This window comes from Blautia sp. aa_0143, assembly GCF_004167315.1.
Classification (GTDB): domain Bacteria; phylum Bacillota; class Clostridia; order Lachnospirales; family Lachnospiraceae; genus Blautia_A; species Blautia_A fusiformis.
Genome location: NZ_RCXU01000025.1, coordinates 16,964 through 34,380, shown reverse-complemented (window position 1 = coordinate 34,380; position 17,417 = coordinate 16,964). Strand labels below are relative to the sequence as shown.

15 protein-coding genes, 1 tRNA gene and 1 riboswitch are annotated in these 17,417 nt (G+C 44.4%); of the genes, 3 read left to right on the top strand and 13 right to left on the bottom strand.

All coding sequences use genetic code 11. The annotated features are described in order from the left end of the window. Window positions 1–7 precede the first annotated feature (7 nt). Complete coding sequence (locus EAI83_RS12895) at window positions 8–697, top strand: lysozyme family protein (protein WP_044961647.1); 690 nt, start codon at window positions 8–10, stop codon at window positions 695–697. A gap of 166 nt (window positions 698–863) precedes the next feature. Continuing rightward, window positions 864–936 (top strand) — tRNA-Gly (locus EAI83_RS12890). Between the two features lie 164 nt (window positions 937–1,100). Here the strand turns inward: EAI83_RS12890 and EAI83_RS12885 are convergent. The 11 genes from EAI83_RS12885 to EAI83_RS12835 form a co-directional block, all read right to left on the bottom strand. After that, complete coding sequence (locus tag EAI83_RS12885) at window positions 1,101–2,285, bottom strand: phosphoribosylaminoimidazolecarboxamide formyltransferase (RefSeq protein ID WP_015524356.1); 1,185 nt, start codon at window positions 2,283–2,285, stop codon at window positions 1,101–1,103. 38 nt (window positions 2,286–2,323) lie between these two features. Beyond that, complete coding sequence (locus EAI83_RS12880) at window positions 2,324–3,037, bottom strand: IMP cyclohydrolase (RefSeq protein WP_015524355.1); 714 nt, start codon at window positions 3,035–3,037, stop codon at window positions 2,324–2,326. Between the two features lie 86 nt (window positions 3,038–3,123). Further along, window positions 3,124–3,205: riboswitch (ZMP/ZTP riboswitch) on the bottom strand. 97 nt (window positions 3,206–3,302) lie between these two features. Next, entirely contained in the window at window positions 3,303–4,019 is a 717-nt protein-coding gene (locus tag EAI83_RS12875) for a peptidoglycan recognition protein family protein (protein WP_243113499.1), read from the bottom strand. Between the two features lie 112 nt (window positions 4,020–4,131). Further along, a complete protein-coding gene (gene guaB / locus EAI83_RS12870; RefSeq protein WP_021975900.1) occupies window positions 4,132–5,586 on the bottom strand; it encodes an IMP dehydrogenase in 1,455 nt (484 codons plus the stop codon). Window positions 5,587–5,653: 67 nt separating this feature from the next. Further along, window positions 5,654–6,157 (bottom strand): DUF6106 family protein, encoded by a 504-nt coding sequence (locus EAI83_RS12865; protein WP_021975899.1) that lies wholly within the window; start codon window positions 6,155–6,157, stop codon window positions 5,654–5,656. A 117-nt stretch (window positions 6,158–6,274) separates the two neighbouring features. Continuing rightward, the gene (gene groL / locus EAI83_RS12860; protein WP_021975898.1) at window positions 6,275–7,894 is read right to left on the bottom strand and encodes a chaperonin GroEL; all 1,620 of its coding nucleotides are present in this window, start codon (window positions 7,892–7,894) and stop codon (window positions 6,275–6,277) included. Window positions 7,895–7,941: 47 nt separating this feature from the next. Beyond that, complete coding sequence (gene groES, locus EAI83_RS12855; protein WP_021651813.1) at window positions 7,942–8,226, bottom strand: co-chaperone GroES; 285 nt, start codon at window positions 8,224–8,226, stop codon at window positions 7,942–7,944. 297 nt (window positions 8,227–8,523) lie between these two features. Continuing rightward, on the bottom strand, window positions 8,524–9,309 hold the full coding sequence (codY, locus tag EAI83_RS12850) for a GTP-sensing pleiotropic transcriptional regulator CodY (protein ID WP_015524350.1): 786 nt from the start codon (window positions 9,307–9,309) through the stop codon (window positions 8,524–8,526). A 146-nt stretch (window positions 9,310–9,455) separates the two neighbouring features. Beyond that, window positions 9,456–11,528, bottom strand: a complete 2,073-nt coding sequence (gene topA / locus EAI83_RS12845; protein ID WP_021651815.1) for a type I DNA topoisomerase — start codon at window positions 11,526–11,528, stop codon at window positions 9,456–9,458. Window positions 11,529–11,603: 75 nt separating this feature from the next. After that, a complete protein-coding gene (dprA, locus tag EAI83_RS12840) occupies window positions 11,604–12,491 on the bottom strand; it encodes a DNA-processing protein DprA (RefSeq protein WP_110103465.1) in 888 nt (295 codons plus the stop codon). A 25-nt stretch (window positions 12,492–12,516) separates the two neighbouring features. Continuing rightward, window positions 12,517–14,052 carry a YifB family Mg chelatase-like AAA ATPase gene (locus EAI83_RS12835; protein ID WP_243113497.1) on the bottom strand — a complete coding sequence of 512 codons (1,536 nt, stop codon included), beginning with the start codon at window positions 14,050–14,052 and terminating at the stop codon, window positions 12,517–12,519. 220 nt (window positions 14,053–14,272) lie between these two features. On the opposite strand from EAI83_RS12835, the gene EAI83_RS12830 reads away from it, so the two are divergent. Further along, window positions 14,273–14,488, top strand: coding sequence for a helix-turn-helix domain-containing protein (locus EAI83_RS12830; protein ID WP_015524345.1), 216 nt, complete (start codon window positions 14,273–14,275; stop codon window positions 14,486–14,488). Window positions 14,489–14,593: 105 nt separating this feature from the next. On the opposite strand, the gene EAI83_RS12825 is transcribed toward EAI83_RS12830, so the two are convergent. Together EAI83_RS12825 and EAI83_RS12820 are read right to left on the bottom strand one after the other, a co-directional pair. Beyond that, complete coding sequence (locus EAI83_RS12825; protein WP_110103452.1) at window positions 14,594–15,352, bottom strand: hypothetical protein; 759 nt, start codon at window positions 15,350–15,352, stop codon at window positions 14,594–14,596. Between the two features lie 60 nt (window positions 15,353–15,412). Next, entirely contained in the window at window positions 15,413–17,371 is a 1,959-nt protein-coding gene (locus EAI83_RS12820; RefSeq protein WP_129975637.1) for a fructose-1,6-bisphosphatase, read from the bottom strand. Between the last annotated feature and the right edge of the window lie 46 nt (window positions 17,372–17,417).

The window sequence follows — 17,417 nt, the reverse complement described above, 5'->3', positions numbered from 1 at the left end:
TACTTATATGAATACAAAACACAAGAAACCAACCCTTACTAAAAAACAGCGCCACAAACTCCGTGTACAGCAGGTGCGAAGGCAGAAGATCTTTCTGACATGTCTTTTTCTGCTGATCGTGGGCTGTATCCTTCTGCGTTTTTCCAAATTTTCCGGCAGGCAGAAGGAAACCCATCAGATCAATGCAGCCTGTGAAGCTTATCGCGATGAGGTTTCCAGCGAAGCAGCACAATATGATATGTCCGACTATGTAGACCTGATCCTGGCTGTGATGATGCAGGAAAGCTCCGGACAGGGTACCGATCCCATGCAGTCCTCAGAAGGAGCCTACAACACCAGATATCCTCAGCAGCCCAATGGTATCACAGATCCTTCTTACTCTATTTCCTGTGGCATCCAGGAACTGAAATATGCTCTGGAAAAGGCCGTCTGTACCGGTCCGACTGATCTTTCCAAAATCCGTCTGGCTCTGCAGGCATACAATTTCGGAGCCGATTCCTATTTTGCTTATCTGGAAGAAAACGGTCAGACTGTGTGGACGGCCCAAAGTGCTCAGGCCTTTGCTCAGATGGCAAGCGGCGGCACACAACGTGATGAAGATGATCCCCTTCATGATCCTGCCGGTCCATGGGACTATGGTGACCAATACTATCCGGATCATGTTTTGCGCTATTACCACTTAGACAATAACTCATAAACCACCGAAATATTGTCATATACAAGTTCTATTTCAGACGTCTGGAATAAACTTTATATGTTGTGTATAATTTCAAAAAAATTCCAAAAAACATTTGACAGAATATAAAATCTATGCTAATATATGTCTTGTCGCTGAGGGAAACACTTGAAACGATAAGACATATGCGATAGTGGCGTAGTTGGTAACGCGCGACCTTGCCAAGGTCGAGACCGCGGGTTCGAGCCCCGTCTATCGCTCTTCAGAACTCTGAGTTTTTCAGAGTTCTTTTTTATTTTTAAAACTATCCTTTTTCGATCAAAAAGTCCCGGGTCTGATCTCTTTTTTCCAGAAATTCAGATTCGGGACTTTATATTTTTTATCTTTTATTTCAGCTGCATATCATGGCCAAGGCATGCATCTTTTAGTGGTGGAAAAGGCGGATTCCTGTAAATGCCATCACCATTCCATACTTATTACATGTATCGATAACTGCGTCATCACGTACAGATCCACCCGGCTCTGCAATATATTTTACACCGCTCTTATATGCGCGCTCGATATTATCACTGAATGGGAAGAATGCATCGGATCCCAGTGTCACGCCGGTAAGACCATCCAGCCATGCTCTCTTCTCTTCTTTTGTGAACACTTCCGGCTTCTCTGTGAATGTCTTTTCCCATGCACCATCTGCAAGGACATCCATATATTCCTCACCAATGTAAACATCAATGGCATTATCTCTCTCCGCACGTGTGATCGTGTCTTTAAACGGAAGCTCCAGTACTTTCGGACACTGACGGAGATACCAGTTATCTGCCTTCTGACCTGCAAGGCGTGTACAATGTACACGGGACTGCTGTCCTGCACCAACGCCGATAGCCTGTCCGTCCTTAACAAAGCATACAGAATTGGACTGTGTATATTTCAGGATGATCAGAGAAACCTTCATATCTCTCTTGGCTTCTTCCGTAAGCTCTTTATTCTCTGTTACAATATTGGAGATCAGCGCATCATCAATTGCCAGCTCCTGGCGGCCCTGCTCAAAGGTGACTCCAAATACCTGTTTGTGCTCCAAAGGTTCTGGAACATAGTTTTCATCGATCTGGATCACATTGTAATTGCCTTTTTTCTTCTGCTTCAGAATTTCAAGAGCCTCCTCTGTATATCCTGGTGCGATCACACCATCAGAAACCTCTCTCTTGATCAGCATTGCGGTATCTTTGTCGCAGACATCAGAAAGAGAAATAAAATCACCAAATGATGACATACGATCTGCACCTCTTGCTCTTGCATACGCACATGCAAGCGGGGAAAAATTCTTCCAGTCCATATCATCTACCCAGTAGATCTTTGCCAGTGTCTCATTCAGCGGAAGTCCGATGGAAGCACCTGCCGGAGATACATGCTTAAATGAAGTTGCTGCCGGAAGTCCGGTTGCTTTCTTAAGGTCACGTACCAGCTGCCAGCCATTAAAGGCATCCAGGAAGTTGATGTATCCTGGTCTTCCGGAGAGTACCTGGATCGGAAGCTCACTTCCATCTGCCATATAGATCTTTGATGGTTTCTGATTTGGGTTACATCCGTATTTTAACTGTAATTCTTTCATGAAAAAGCTCCTCCGTTCTCTGTGATATCCCTATTTTCTTATTTATTCTTGTTTACGATCCTGGATTCATATTTTCCTGTCTCAATGTCAATAAAACGAACAAAGAGAGAAACTTTATTATCCTGGTTCAGGCTCTTCCAGAGGAGATCCGTAAACTCATCAATATCGCTTGGGATCTCTACCAGCTTCGGCTCTCCCTCGAAACTTGGAAGTGGATTTCCATCGCATTTATAAGTATGGATAAAACGTCCCTGTCCTGCCGCCGCATTCTCATAGGCAAATGTATAACGAAGACAGGAATCCGGATTTCCGTTATTGCTCTTTAAAATAGACATCGCATAATTGAATTTACCGTCTTCAACATGAAGAACACCTGAAATACGAGGTGTATAGTTCGGCGCATCCGGCTCAAACTCTCTGCTGCGGAGAGACTGTTCAAAGGTGAGCTGTCTGTCCATTCCCTCATAGATCGTATCTGTCTGATCACCGTTTGTTACGATGGTCTTATTTCCAAGGACACGTACCGGTGCATAAATGATCAGGCTCGGGTCTGTAAGCTTGGACGGATCAAAAGCCTGTGTACGGATTCCTTCCCCATCCTCAACAAAAATACGGTTTCTGCTGTTCTCGCTTCTTCCCATAATAAAATATGCAGTAACTGCATGTTTCCCGTCAGCGGAACGTCCGATCACAATTCCTCTTCCCGGATAGGAATTTTCTTTCAGTTCTTTTTCAAGTGAAAATGTCGTCATTTTTCACAGTCCTCCTTGTCTAATGTAAGGCCCGGGGCTTATCCCAGGATATGAACGGTAACAAAAAACCGCCTGGACACCCCTTATCAGGCTGCCCAGGCGGTCGGCTTCTCACTTCACTGCACTCCCTGTAGGTAATCCTACTTTCCGCCAGTCATGCAGCTTCTGCTGTTATACTACAATACTTCTTCTTAATTTTCAAGCCCCTATTTTCAGAAATTATTTTTCCAGACTTCTTGTTGCTCACAAAATAAACAGTAACACTTTATTTCCCCTGTAATGCATAATCTGTCTGGATCTGTGCTGCAATGTCTGATTTCATCTGGATCCATGCATCGGGATTTTCCACGTAATACTTCGGACAGTCTTTACCTGTGACATCATAATGACGGATCACCTGATCCGAAGTCAGTCCAAAGCGTGTACAAAGCCACGCTGTCAGCTTTACCGCTGAATCATAGGTTGCTGTATTAAACTGCCCTGTTTCATCCGGATGGCAGCATTCAATGGATATGGTATCTACATTTCTGGAATTTGTGGCATAGGATATTTCCGAAGTGGGAATACATTGTACCACTTCTCCCTCCAACCCTACCACAAAATGACTGCTGACTTTGTTGTCCTGCGTTGTCGCAAGATTTTCAAAATAATTCCGGTTGGATACGGCAGTAGATCCCGGATTGGCCGTATAATGAATGGCTATATAATTTACCTGTTCGATAGAAATCTGTGGTCTGGAATAGGAATTCGGTGTCAGAAGCTCCACATCAATAAAAGGTGCTCCTTCTGCCTGCCATTGTTCCGGTCCGCCATTTCCGCTGGCATTCCCGGATATTTCTTCCTGTCCGGACTGAGTTTCACTCTGTTCCATGCGCATCTCAAAAAATGCGTATCCTAACGCACACGCAGCAAAAGCAACGATCACAATGATACATATCAGCACAATCCTCTGCAGGATCTTGATCGGGTTCTTTTTTCTCAAAGACTTCTTTTTTCTTCTGGAAGACCCGGAGGAAGTTTTCTTTACGGAAACAGGCCGCCCGCTATGGGACGGCCTGGGTGACTTTTTACCGGTCTTACCTTTTTTTCCTTTATTATTCATCTACACTGTAGTTTGGAGCCTCTTTTGTGATATGGATGTCATGTGGATGTGACTCCTTGAGAGATGCAGCGGAGATCTTAATGAATCTGCCTGTTGTTTTCAGCTTCTCAATGTTCTCTGCTCCGCAGTAACCCATACCGGATCTTAAACCGCCAATTAACTGGAATACGGTATCCTCAACGTGTCCTTTGTATGCAACACGTCCTTCAACACCTTCTGGAACAAGCTTCTTGGCGTTCTCCTGGAAGTAACGATCCTTGCTGCCGTTCTCCATAGCTGCAATAGATCCCATTCCACGGTATACTTTATATTTTCTTCCCTGATAGAGCTCGAATGTTCCCGGGCTCTCATCGCATCCAGCAAACATGCTGCCCATCATGCAGACATTGGCGCCTGCCGCGATAGCCTTGGTGATGTCTCCGGAATACTTGATTCCACCATCTGCGATGATCGGGATTCCGTAGCTGTTGGCTACTTCATAGCAATCCATAACAGCAGTAACCTGCGGTACACCGATACCTGCAACAACACGTGTGGTACAGATAGATCCAGGTCCGATACCAACTTTAACTGCATCTACACCAGCTTCGATCAGTGCCTTGGTAGCTGCTCCTGTTGCAACGTTACCTGCGATAACCTGAAGTTCCGGATATGCAGCCTTGATCTCGCGGACTGCTTTTAAGATATTCTCAGAATGACCATGTGCGGAATCAATTACGATTACATCCACATTCGCTTTCACAAGTGCATCTACACGTGCAAGTACATTGGCTGTGATACCAACTGCCGCACCACAGAGAAGACGTCCCTGTGCATCCTTGGCTGCAAGCGGATATTTGATCTGTTTCTCGATATCCTTGATGGTAATGAGTCCTTTTAAATTAAAGTCGTCATCTACAATGGGTAATTTCTCCTTACGGGATTTCGCAAGGATCTTCTTGGCATCCTCAAGTGTGATTCCTTCCTTGGCTGTGATCAGTCCTTCAGAAGTCATGCACTCCTTGATCTTTCTGCTGAAATCTGTCTCAAATTTAAGATCACGGTTTGTGATAATACCTACAAGCTTTCTGCCTTCTGTGATCGGAACACCGGAAATACGGTATTTCGCCATCAGATCATTGGCATCTTTCAGTGTATGCTCCGGTGAAAGATAAAATGGATCTGTAATAACACCGTTCTCAGAACGTTTAACCTTATCAACCTCTTCTGCCTGTGCTTCGATGGACATATTCTTGTGGATGATACCGATACCACCCTGTCTGGCCATGGCAATTGCCATTCTGTGCTCTGTAACTGTGTCCATTCCCGCACTCATCATGGGGATATTCAGCTTTACTTTCTTGGTTAAATACGTTGAAACATCTACCTGATTCGGAATCACTTTAGAATAAGCCGGAACCAGAAGGACGTCATCAAACGTAATGCCTTCACCAATAATAGTACCCATTGCATTTCCTCCCTTGTGTAAGATATTTTAAATTTGTGAACTAGTGTAACAAAAAACAAGATTCATGTCAATCCAAAAAAACTTTACTTGGTGCAGAATTTTTCATGGTATTTGCAAGTGCGTCATCCAGTTCCAGGATCACTTTGCAGGTTTCTCCACTGTCTCTTATGATCATTGCATAGCGTTTATGATCCTCAATTCCTGATGAAAAATCATACTCTTTCATCTTCTGATTGCCATTATAATAGTCCATTCTGTGGGACTTTAATGGTGCCACAAGGTCTGCCTCCGCAAGCTGGAGCGATTTCACTCTTTTCCTTTTTGATTTTGACATGATCATATCAATGTCCAGTTCTCCGTTAACAAACAGATACTCGTACTCCAGATCTGTCTTCGGTATTACAAAATAACATGCAATACCAAGTGCAATAGCCGGTACCAGCAAAAGTACATTCAGCACAAGGCCTCCCAGGACCATGATCACCGTCAGCGCTATCAGACCGTATTTCACAACCAGATCTTTCGCTGTCTGCTTCTTTTTTACCAGAAGCTCTGAATATAAGTCACTCATTTGTTTCTTCCTTTCGTAATTTACTGACTTTTTGATTATAACACAAAAAGAGAGCCGCGTCTATGGCGCAGGCCCTCTCATTTTGTGAATTAATTATTTCACCTGCTCAGCTGATAATTACATCATTCCCATTCCCGGGTTTGCAGCCGGAGCCGGAGTATCTTCTTTGATTGTGGAAACTACAGCCTCTGTTGTAAGGAGTGTAGATGCAACACTTGTAGCATTCTGAAGAGCACTTCTTGTAACCTTAGCCGGATCAAGGATTCCGTTCTCAACCATGTTTACGTATTTCTCATTGAGAGCATCGAAGCCTGTACCGATCTCAGACTCTCTTACTTTGTTGATAATAACAGCGCCTTCCAGTCCTGCGTTTGCAGCGATGTGGAACAGCGGAGCCTCAAGAGCTTTCAGGATCACATAAGCACCTGTCTTCTCATCTCCTTCAAGTGTTGTTGCAAGTTTTGCAACCTCTTTGGAAGCATGGATGTAAGCAGATCCGCCACCTGCGATGATACCTTCCTCAACAGCTGCTCTTGTTGCTGCAAGAGCATCCTCAAGACGAAGTTTTGCTTCTTTCATCTCTGTCTCAGTAGCAGCACCTACACGGATAACAGCTACGCCGCCAGCCAGTTTTGCAAGTCTCTCCTGAAGTTTCTCTTTATCAAACTCGGATTTTGTCTCCTCGATCTGCGCACGGATCTGTGCAACACGTTTTGCAATGGCATCTTTGTCACCGAGACCATCAACGATAACTGTGTTCTCTTTTGCAACTTTAACAGATTTTGCACGTCCAAGCTGCTCCATCTTAGCTTCTTTCAGGTCAAGACCAAGCTCATCGGAGATCACCTGTCCGCCTGTCAGGATCGCGATATCCTGAAGCATCTCTTTTCTTCTGTCACCATAGCCAGGAGCTTTTACAGCTACTACCTGGAAGGTTCCTCTCAGTTTGTTGACGATCAGAGTTGTAAGGGCCTCACCCTCAACATCCTCAGCGATGATGAGAAGTTTCGCACCGGCCTGAACAACCTGCTCAAGAAGTGGAAGGATCTCCTGGATATTGCTGATCTTCTTGTCTGTGATCAGGATGTACGGATCATCAAGAGTTGCCTCCATTTTCTCCATATCTGTGGACATGTATGCGGAAATATATCCACGGTCAAACTGCATACCTTCTACAAGGTCAAGCTCTGTATGCATGGTCTTGGACTCCTCAACAGTGATAACACCGTCTTTGGAAACTTTCTCCATAGCATCAGCAACAAGCTGTCCAACCTGCTCATCACTTGCAGAGATTGCTGCTACGTTAGCGATCTGCTCTTTGCCGTTGATTGCCTGGCTCATGTTCTTGATCGCTTCTACTGCAACATCTGTTGCTTTTTTCATACCTTTTCTGAGGATGATCGGGTTGGCACCTGCTGCCAGGTTCTTCATTCCCTCATGAACCATTGCCTGAGCAAGTACAGTCGCTGTTGTAGTACCATCACCTGCTACATCGTTTGTCTTGGATGCAACTTCCTTGATGATCTGAGCACCCATGTTCTCGAATCCGTCCTCAAGCTCGATCTCTTTTGCGATGGAAACACCATCGTTTGTGATAAGCGGAGCACCGAAAGATTTGTCAAGTACTACGTTTCTTCCTTTCGGTCCAAGTGTTACTCTTACTGTATCTGCAAGTTTATTTACACCAGCTTCAAGTGCTGCTCTTGCTTCTGCGCCATATTTAATTTCTTTTGCCATGATAAAATGACCTCCTATTTATATTGATATACGATAAGATGTTTATATTATTTAATAACTGCCAGGATATCTTCCTGTTTTACAATGATGTAATCCGTACCATCCATCTTAACTTCTGTTCCTGCATATTTGGAGTAAATAACAGTGTTTCCGACTTCTACTTCCATCTTTACTTCTTTGCCATTTACAACTCCGCCAGGACCAACTGCGATAACTTCTGCCTGCTGTGGTTTCTCCTGTGCCTGTCCCGGAAGTACGATTCCGGATGCTGTTGTCTCTTCTGCTTCAACCTGTTTTAATACTACTCTGTCGCCTAAAGGTACTAACTTCATGATCTATGTTCCTCCTTTATAAGTTTCATCTTCGTCTGCTAGCACTCACTTTATACGAGTGCTAATCACTATGGCTATATTAGTGAATTTCACATATTTTCGCAACCCTTTTAAGATATGGTTTTTCTATATTATTCTGGTTTTATCTCTTTTATGCTCTTGTTTTCTCTTGTTTTCTTAATTTCATTATTTATTTTAATTTTATGAAACAGACAAAAAAGAGACTCCCACGCTAGCGGGAAGTCTCTTTTGTCACGTTCTTTATCTTATATCAAGCATCTGACAGTGCTGATCACATTATGCCTTCTTGCTTCTCTGTGCTTTTATCTCCTCAAGCTCATCAAAGATCACTTCATTAAGAACTTTAATGTAAGTTCCCTTCATACCGGATGAACGGGATTCGATCACACCTGCACTCTCGAATTTACGCAGTGCATTTACGATCACGGATCTGGTGATACCTACACGGTCAGCGATCTTGCTGGCAACCAGGATACCCTCATCCCCATCCAGCTCATCAAAAATATGGATGATCGCCTCAAGTTCTGAGAAGGACAGTGTACTGAATGCCGATTTAACGATCTGCTGTTTTCTGTCTTCTTCTGCGTTCTCGTCATGAACCGCACGCATCATTTCCAGGCCAACAACTGTTGTACCATACTCGCTGACGATAATATCCTCAATATCATAGGGATGATCATTGCGGTACATGAATAACGTTCCCAGTCTCTCACCTGCAATATCGATCGGATTCACGATTCCCTGATAATTTCCGGGTACATGCTCAAAGCCAAGTGTCTGGAGATTGACATTCTCCTTTGTGGAAAGAACACCAAGAAATCTCTCATTCAATAACGGGTCGATATGTCCGCCGATCTTGTCATCGATCAGCTCTGTGATCTCATCCACACCCGGGCAGATACTGACTCCCAGAACCTTACCTTTCTTACTGAGTACCAGGATATTGGAACTTAAGGTTTCCATGAGCACCTGGCAAATGTCGTTAAACACTACCTTGCTTGAGCTGCTGTTATGCAGAAGCTTATTGATTTTTCTAGTTTTATCTAGCAACTGAACGCTCATTTTTCCTCCTTTCACTTTCGTACCTTGAAAGAAATCGTTTTTCTAGTCTAATATTACACGTTATTCTGGAAATTTACAAGACATTTTTATATTTTTTTTATTTTTAACGGGATTTTCTGAAAATTAATAGAAAAGCATTTATTCAATCAATCTTCATCTTTTGGTTTTTGTTCCACATATCCGCAGGTTTCCTGGCTGCAAACCAGCTTATTTCCCTTTTCGAGCATATAATTACCACATTTCGGACATTTCTTTGCAGAAGGTTTCTGCCAGGACATAAAATCACATTCCGGATTATTCTCACATCCGTAATATTTTCTGCCTTTTTTCGTTTTTTTCATGACAATTTCGCCGCCGCACTTCGGACATGCAACACCGATCTTCTCATAATATGGTTTTGTATTACGGCAGTCCGGAAATCCGGGGCATGCAAGAAATCTTCCATGAGGACCGTACTTGATCACCATGTTGCGGCCACAGTTGTCACAGATCACATCCGTAACCTCATCCTGTATATCAACTTTCTCAAGCTCTTTCTCAGCCTCATCCACATCATGCTTCAGATCCGGATAGAAGTTACGTACAACCGTTTTCCACTGTACGGTACCTGCTTCCACGCAGTCCAAAAGCCCCTCCATAGTTGCTGTAAAGTTTACATCCACAATACTTGGAAAAGCCTGTTTCATAATATTATTAACAACCTCTCCAAGCTCTGTGACGTAAAGATTTTTCTGTTCCTTGGATACATAGCGTCTGCTGATGATCGTTGTGATGGTCGGCGCATACGTACTCGGACGTCCAATTCCAAGCTCTTCCATAGTCTTTACAAGTGAAGCCTCTGTGTAATGTGCCGGCGGCTGTGTAAAATGCTGCTCCGGCTTCAGTTCTTTCAGCTTCAGCTCCATACCCTTTTCAAGACTTTGACTTAAAACATTGCCCTTTTTGTCATCGCCCTCTTCTGTGTACACAGACATAAAGCCATCAAAGGCAACCTTGGATGCTGCAACCGTGAACACATACTCACCTGCTCCGATCTTGACAGACGTGGTCTCATAACGTGCCGGTGCCATTCTGCTCGCCGCAAAACGTCTCCAGATCAGCTGATATAAACGGAACTGATCCCTGGTCAGGGATTCCTTCACCAGAACTGGTGTCCTCGCAATATCTGTAGGACGGATCGCCTCATGAGCATCCTGTATCTTCTGTCCGTTTTTGATTGCCTTCTCTGTCTGAGAAACATAATCCAAACCATACTGCTCAGAAATATAAGTTCTTGCTGCTGCATCTGCTTCCTCTGAAATTCGAGTAGAATCTGTACGCAGATAGGAGATCAGACCTACCGTACCACTGCCTTTTACATCCACACCTTCATATAACTGCTGTGCCAGGCGCATAGTCTTCTGCGTAGAAAAATTCAGTGTCTTGGCAGCTTCCTGCTGCAGAGTACTTGTGGTAAACGGAAGGGGAGCGTTTTTGATCCTCTCACCTTTTTTTACTTCTGTGATCTCATATTTACAGTCTTCCAGACTTTTCAGAATCTCATCCATTTCCTGACGGTTTCTGATCGGAAGTTTTTTATCTGTTCCATAGAACTTGGCTGTCAACGGTTTCTTCTCACCCTTTACCTGAAATTCACCCTCCAGGCTCCAATATTCTTCAGGAATGAATGCATTGATCTCATCTTCTCTGTCACAGATGATACGCAGTGCCACAGACTGTACACGGCCTGCACTTAAACCTCTTTTTACCTTGGCCCAGAGCAGCGGACTGATGGTATAACCTACCATACGATCCAACATACGCCTTGCCTGCTGTGCATCTACCAGATTCATGTCCAGTTCCCTGGCCTGCTTGATGGACGCCTTAACTGCTGTTTTTGTTACTTCATTAAATGTGATCCTGTGCATCTTTGCAGTATCTGTCTTCAAAGCCTGCATCAGATGCCAGGAAATTGCTTCTCCCTCACGGTCAGGGTCAGTTGCAAGATAGATCTTATCTGCTTTTTTTGCTTCTTTACGAAGTTTTGCAAGAAGCTCACCTTTTCCTCGTATTGTGATATACTTCGGTTCAAAATCATTGTCCACGTCAATACCAAACTGGCTCTTGGGAAAATCCCTCACATGACCGTTGGACGCTTCTACTGTATAATTTGCCCCCAGAAATTTCTTTACTGTCTTCATTTTAGCAGGTGACTCTACTATCACCAGATTTTTGGCCATTTTACCTCTCCTAATCTCATTCTGCCTTCCTGTCCGGCTTAAAAACTCCTGCTAAATCTCCGGGCAAAAAAGCATTTATTCAAGTCTGATATAATACTGTCTCCCGGTTTCCTTCACAAGCCCCATCAAAATAAGCTGTCCCAGGATCCCGGCTGTTTTTCCCGGTGAAAAACCGGTTTTTCTGATAATATGATCCAGATTTTTTGGTCGTAAATCGAGACAACTATACACCAAATCCAAATCCGTTGCAAGTCCCAACTTGCTTTTTTCAGACAAATTTGTCTTTTTTTTCACAGATAATCCCCACTCATCCAGAAGTATTTCCGGAGAGTATGCAATTCCTGCTCCGTCGTAGATCAGCTTGTGACAGCCTCTGCTCAGCGCATCATTTACCGCTCCTGGAATGGCGTATACCATCTTCCCCTGTTCCAGTGCACAGGCAGCTGTGATCAGTGATCCGCTCTTTTCTTTTGCTTCCACCACAAGCACCAGATCTGCCAGTCCGCTGATGATCCGGTTCCTTGCCGGAAAATAATATGCCCTGCCTTTGGTACCTGGTTCATATTCGCTGATAATCCCTCCGTTTTTTTCGGGGATCCTCCGGTAAATACCTCTGCTGGATGAAGGATAACAGATGTCCACACCATTTCCCAGCACGGCAAAGGTCGGGGTACCACCTTCCAGAGCACCCTTGTGGCCCTCAGCATCAATGCCGGCCGCCATACCGCTGATCACCTGTACCCCATGTTCGCTTAAGAATTTTCCGTAATTAAAGGCCTGTATCCGTCCGTAAGGACTGCACAGCCTTGCTCCCACGATCGCCGCTGTAGGTTTGGCATCATCCGGAAAGCTTCCAATGTAATATAATTGTTTTGGCATACCGGGAAGTTCCTTAAGTCTTGCCGGATAAACACTACTGTCCTTCCGGGCACACCGGATCCTTGTTTGCTGTATTTCTTCCATATAAAATACCTTCCTTTTTTCTGTTTTATGACCAGTATTTCTTATCATATGCCCGGTAAGCCAACGCCTCGCAGATATGTTCTTCCTTTATCTTTTCGGAAGATTCCATATCCGCGATGGTCCTGGCCGTTTTCAGGATCTTATGATATGCTCTGGTACTGAATTGAAACTGCTCATATGCCTGCTCCAGAAGTTTGTCTGCCCCTCCCGTCATTACACAGTATTTTTCCAGTTTTCTTCCGTCAAGCTCCCCATTGAAGCAAAATTTTTCCTTTTTGTAACGTTCTCTCTGGATCTCCTGTACTGCTTCCACCCTCTTTCTTATTTGAGCAGAGGATTCCCCTGCAATTTTCTTTTTCATTTTTGAAAAACTCACTGCCGGAACTTCCGTGCAGATATCAATACGCTCCAGGAGAGGCTGGCTGATCTTTCCAAGATAATGCGTGATCTCCCCTGATGTACAGCGACATCTGTTCATATCCGGGTAAAATCCGCAGGGACAGGGATTCATCGCTGCCGCCAGCATAAAACTGGCCGGAAAAACATAGGTTCCGGCAGCTCTGGACAGATGGATCTCCTTATCTTCCAGCGGCTGACGCAGGATCTCCAGGCTTTTTCTGGAAAATTCCGGCATCTCATCCAGAAAAAGAACACCTCTGTGTGCAAGAGTGATCTCCCCCGGCCCCGGTATCCTGCCGCCACCTGCCAAAGCCTGAGGGGAACTGGTATGATGCGGACTTCGAAAAGGCCTCTGCCGGATCAGCGGATCTTTTTCCGTGAGAAGTCCTGCCACACTGTATACCTTGGTGATCTCCAGGCTTTCCTCAAATGTCATCTCCGGCATAATGGTAGGCAGACGTCTTGCCAGCATGGTCTTTCCGGATCCTGGCGGTCCGATAAAAAGAATATTATGAAAACCGCTCACTGCGATCTCTGCCGCCCGCCTGGCTCCTTCCTGCCCGCAGATGTCCGCAAAATCAACCTTTGGTATTTCCGGTTTGTTTTCTATTTTTTCTTTTTCCTGATACGCAGCTGTATAAGTGATTGGGTCTCTCAGACACCGGATCATGTCATTCAGACTTTTTACTCCAAACACCGGCATATCCTTCACCAGATTCCCCTCCCGGATATTTTCCTCCGGAATAACGCAAAAGCGTAAGCCCAGCTCTCTTGCGCGGATCACCCGAGGCAAAACTCCGGCAACCCCATGGATCTCTCCATTCAGACTGATCTCTCCTACGATCATAACTCCTTCCAGAAGATCCGGTTCCAGAATTCCGGCAGCCGCAAGTACTGCAGCCGCCACAGGCAGATCAAAACCGGCTCCTTCCTTTTTCATATCGGCAGGTGCAAAATTTACAGTTACTTTTTTTGGTGGCAGACAAAGCCGGTTGTTCTTAAATGCAGTCCGGACTCTTTCCTGGGCCTCTCTCACCTGGGCAGAGGGAAATCCTACCATAGCAAAAGAAGGCAGACCATCACTGACATCTGCCTCAACCTGGATCTCACGTACTTCCATTCCGTAGATCGCTGCTGATAAAACACTCGCAAACAAATACATTCCTTTCTGCGAAAAAAACGGATCCCGATCTTCCATCTTTTCGTCTTTTCAGGTCAGTCGGATATTCGAAATCCGCATTGGTTAAAAACAAGGGAATTTTCAGATAGACATTTTCTGAATTTTAGAAGATAATAAATTTAGTATAGTCCATTTTGCTCTCTTTTGCAAGGGTGCATTTCGTTCTGTTTTATACTTTCAATAGAAAGAAGAGGTGAGCACAATGAAATTTCAGCGTATTCAGGATTTACGTACAGACGCGGATCTGTCCCAGAGAGAATTAAGTGAGATTCTTCATATCAGTCAGCGTTCTTATTCCCATTATGAAACGGGATCCCGTAATATTCCTATCGAAATGCTTATCCGGCTGGCAAATTATTACGACACCAGCATCGATTATCTCGTCGGCCGCACAGACCGCAAAAAAATGATCAAATAAAGAGATCCCCGGAAATGTGGAACAGTTTCGGGAATTCCTGTATCGGGATTCCCTGATTGCCAAAATCCGGGGATTCTTTATTTTACCGTGTTTTATTTTTTTTGATCATTCCGTATAATAGGTTTCTTCTTCTCCGTAGGGAATCTCATATTCTTCTGTATTCTCATCAGAAGAATCTTCACTGCTCTCGCTGTAGGATTCCTGTTCATAGGAATTTTCGTTGCTTTCATTATAGGAAGCATCTTCTTCGGAATTTTCGGATACTTCCAGGGATGACTCCTGCCGGGTCATAATAGACTCTGTTTTCGGATAGGTCAGAGATCCATCTCCCCGTTCATATGTTTTTACCTTCACATAAAGCTCACCACTTTTATCGAAAACAAACTCTCCTTTTGCCTTATTCCCTTCGGAATCCTTAAAACGGAACTGTGTGGCATTTCCTGCTACCTCTGCAGTCACATCTGCTTCTGCGGTCATGGAAGGATCTTTTCCATTCACTCTCTTATAGGTAAAGGAAACAGATTTCAGACTGATATCATAAATATCGATCGTTGTCAGCCCGTCTTCGCTGTACCAGATCCCCTGATAATTTTCCGGTTCAAATGCCGGAAGGATTGTCGGGACCGGTGTCAATGACGGTGTCGGTGTCGCTGTCGGAACCGGTGTTGCTGTTGCTGCCGGAGTTGCTGTCACCTCCGGAATACTGTCCAATGCAGCCAATGCGGCCTCTCTTCGTTGTTCTTTTTCCACCTTATCCCTGTGGGAAACATACAGCATCCCTCCAAGTCCTGCCAGAATAAACAGGATGATCAACAGGACCAGAACCGCTCTCAGCCGTTTTTTTCTTTTTTTGTTTTTTCTCATCTGCATCACCTCTGTTTACTATAGCATACAGGAAACTCTTCTTGTATTTCTCAATTCTGCTTATTTTTTCTCTTTGATGATACCTTTTCTGTAAGCTTCCAGAAGCTGGATCAGCTCACTGATCCTTTCCTTCAGAGCAGTTCCGGTATCGGTATCACCGACCAGAGTACGTTTGTTATTGTAGTGAACTGCCACCCTGTTGGAAACAATATCCTGCTCCTTGGCTACCGCTTCTTCCGCAGAAGTAAAAGGCTCATGAGCAGACAGGATCAGCCCGTAGGAGTTATAAACCAGTGTATAGCCGGCAATCCCCGTAACCTTCTGATATGGTCTGGAAAAGCCGCCGTCGATCACAAGAACTTTGCCATTGCATTTTACAGGACTCTCTCCCTCACTCTGGTGAACCGGCACATGCCCGTTGATGATGTGACCCTTTTCCGGATCCAGTCCGAATTCACGGAGCAGTTCATCTACAACCTCCTCATTTTCCAGAAGATGATAGTAGGCATTTTTAGTTTCTTTATGTGTTTCCTTATCTTTAATAAAATAACGTTCAAAGGTGGTCATCTTGTCTTTTCCGAACAGCGGTGAATTCGGAGCTGCCCAGATATACCACATAATATCCCTGCCTTTACGCTTTTCATCCTCATTTACAGAGAAAAACGCCCGGCGCACATAAGTCTCAAGAACATCGTACAATTCTTTTCCTTTGTAGGTTTTTCCATAAATCTGGACTTCTTTCAGACTTCCATCCTCATTAAGTGGAATACTTCCATGGAACAGAAGATTTCCATTATAAGTTTTATAAAGGCCTCCCTTGTCCAGAAGAAGCCGGACATGATTCTGCAGTTTCTCGCAGTTTCGGAACGCGGAATCCAAGCGTTCCATTACATCCTTTTCCTCTGTAGTAAGTTCATATGGCTTTTTCCAGTCAATAGTAGGAAAATATGTATCGGTCAGCGGATATTCTTTTCCGTCCGGAAGTGTGATCATTCCCTTTTTCGGATCGATCCTATGAAGCAAACAACGCTTTTCCATATGGAATTCTTTGTGCCGGCGGATCAGCTGCCCCTCCAGCTTAAACTGGATAATGGCAATAGCCTTGTGCATTTTCCGTCCAAGCTCTTCTTCCAGAATACTATAGTTATTGGCATCTCCCTTCATCTCAAAAGCAGTACATGGATCATCCTTATAAGCCTCCATTGCAAAGGTTGCCAGAGGCATGAGATTGATCCCATATCCATCCTCAAGAATATCCATATTTCGGTAACGGATGCTGTTCCGGATCACCGTTGCAATGCAGGCTTTCTGTCCTGTAGCAGCTCCCATCCAGACCACATCATGATTTCCCCACTGGATATCCAGCGAATGATATTTCATCAAACGATCCATGATGAAATGCGGGCCCGGACCTCTGTCATAAATATCTCCCAGCACATGAAGATGATCCACAACAAGACGCTGGATCAGTTCTGCCAGGGCAATGATAAAATTCTCTGCCCGGCCGATCTCAATGATCGTATTGACGATGGCATCGTAATATGCTTCTTTGTCCAGAACTTCCGCTTTCTCTGTGATCAACTCCTCGATCACATATGCATAGTCTGCAGGAAGTGCCTTACGGACCTTGGAACGGGTATATTTGGATGCCGTTGTCTTGCATACTTCGATCAGACGATAAAGTGTGATCTTGTACCAGTTCTCCATGTCTTCTTCCTGTTTTTTTACAACCTCCATCTTTTCCTTCGGATAATAGATCAGTGTGGCAAGAGAACGTTTGTCGCTGTTGCTTAAGGTATGTCCGAATACATCATCGATCTTTTTTCGTACAGCCCCTGATCCATTCCGAAGAACATGGGAAAACGCATCGTATTCTCCATGAATGTCCGACATGAAATGCTCGGTACCTTTCGGAAGGTTTAATATAGACTGCAGATTGATGATCTCTGTTGAAGCCTTTGCTATAGTAGGATATAGCTCCGCAAGTCGCTGCAGGTATCTTAATTCTTCTTTTTTCATAGTATCTGGTATCCTCCTGGGAGTTCTCACTGCCAGATCAGCCTTC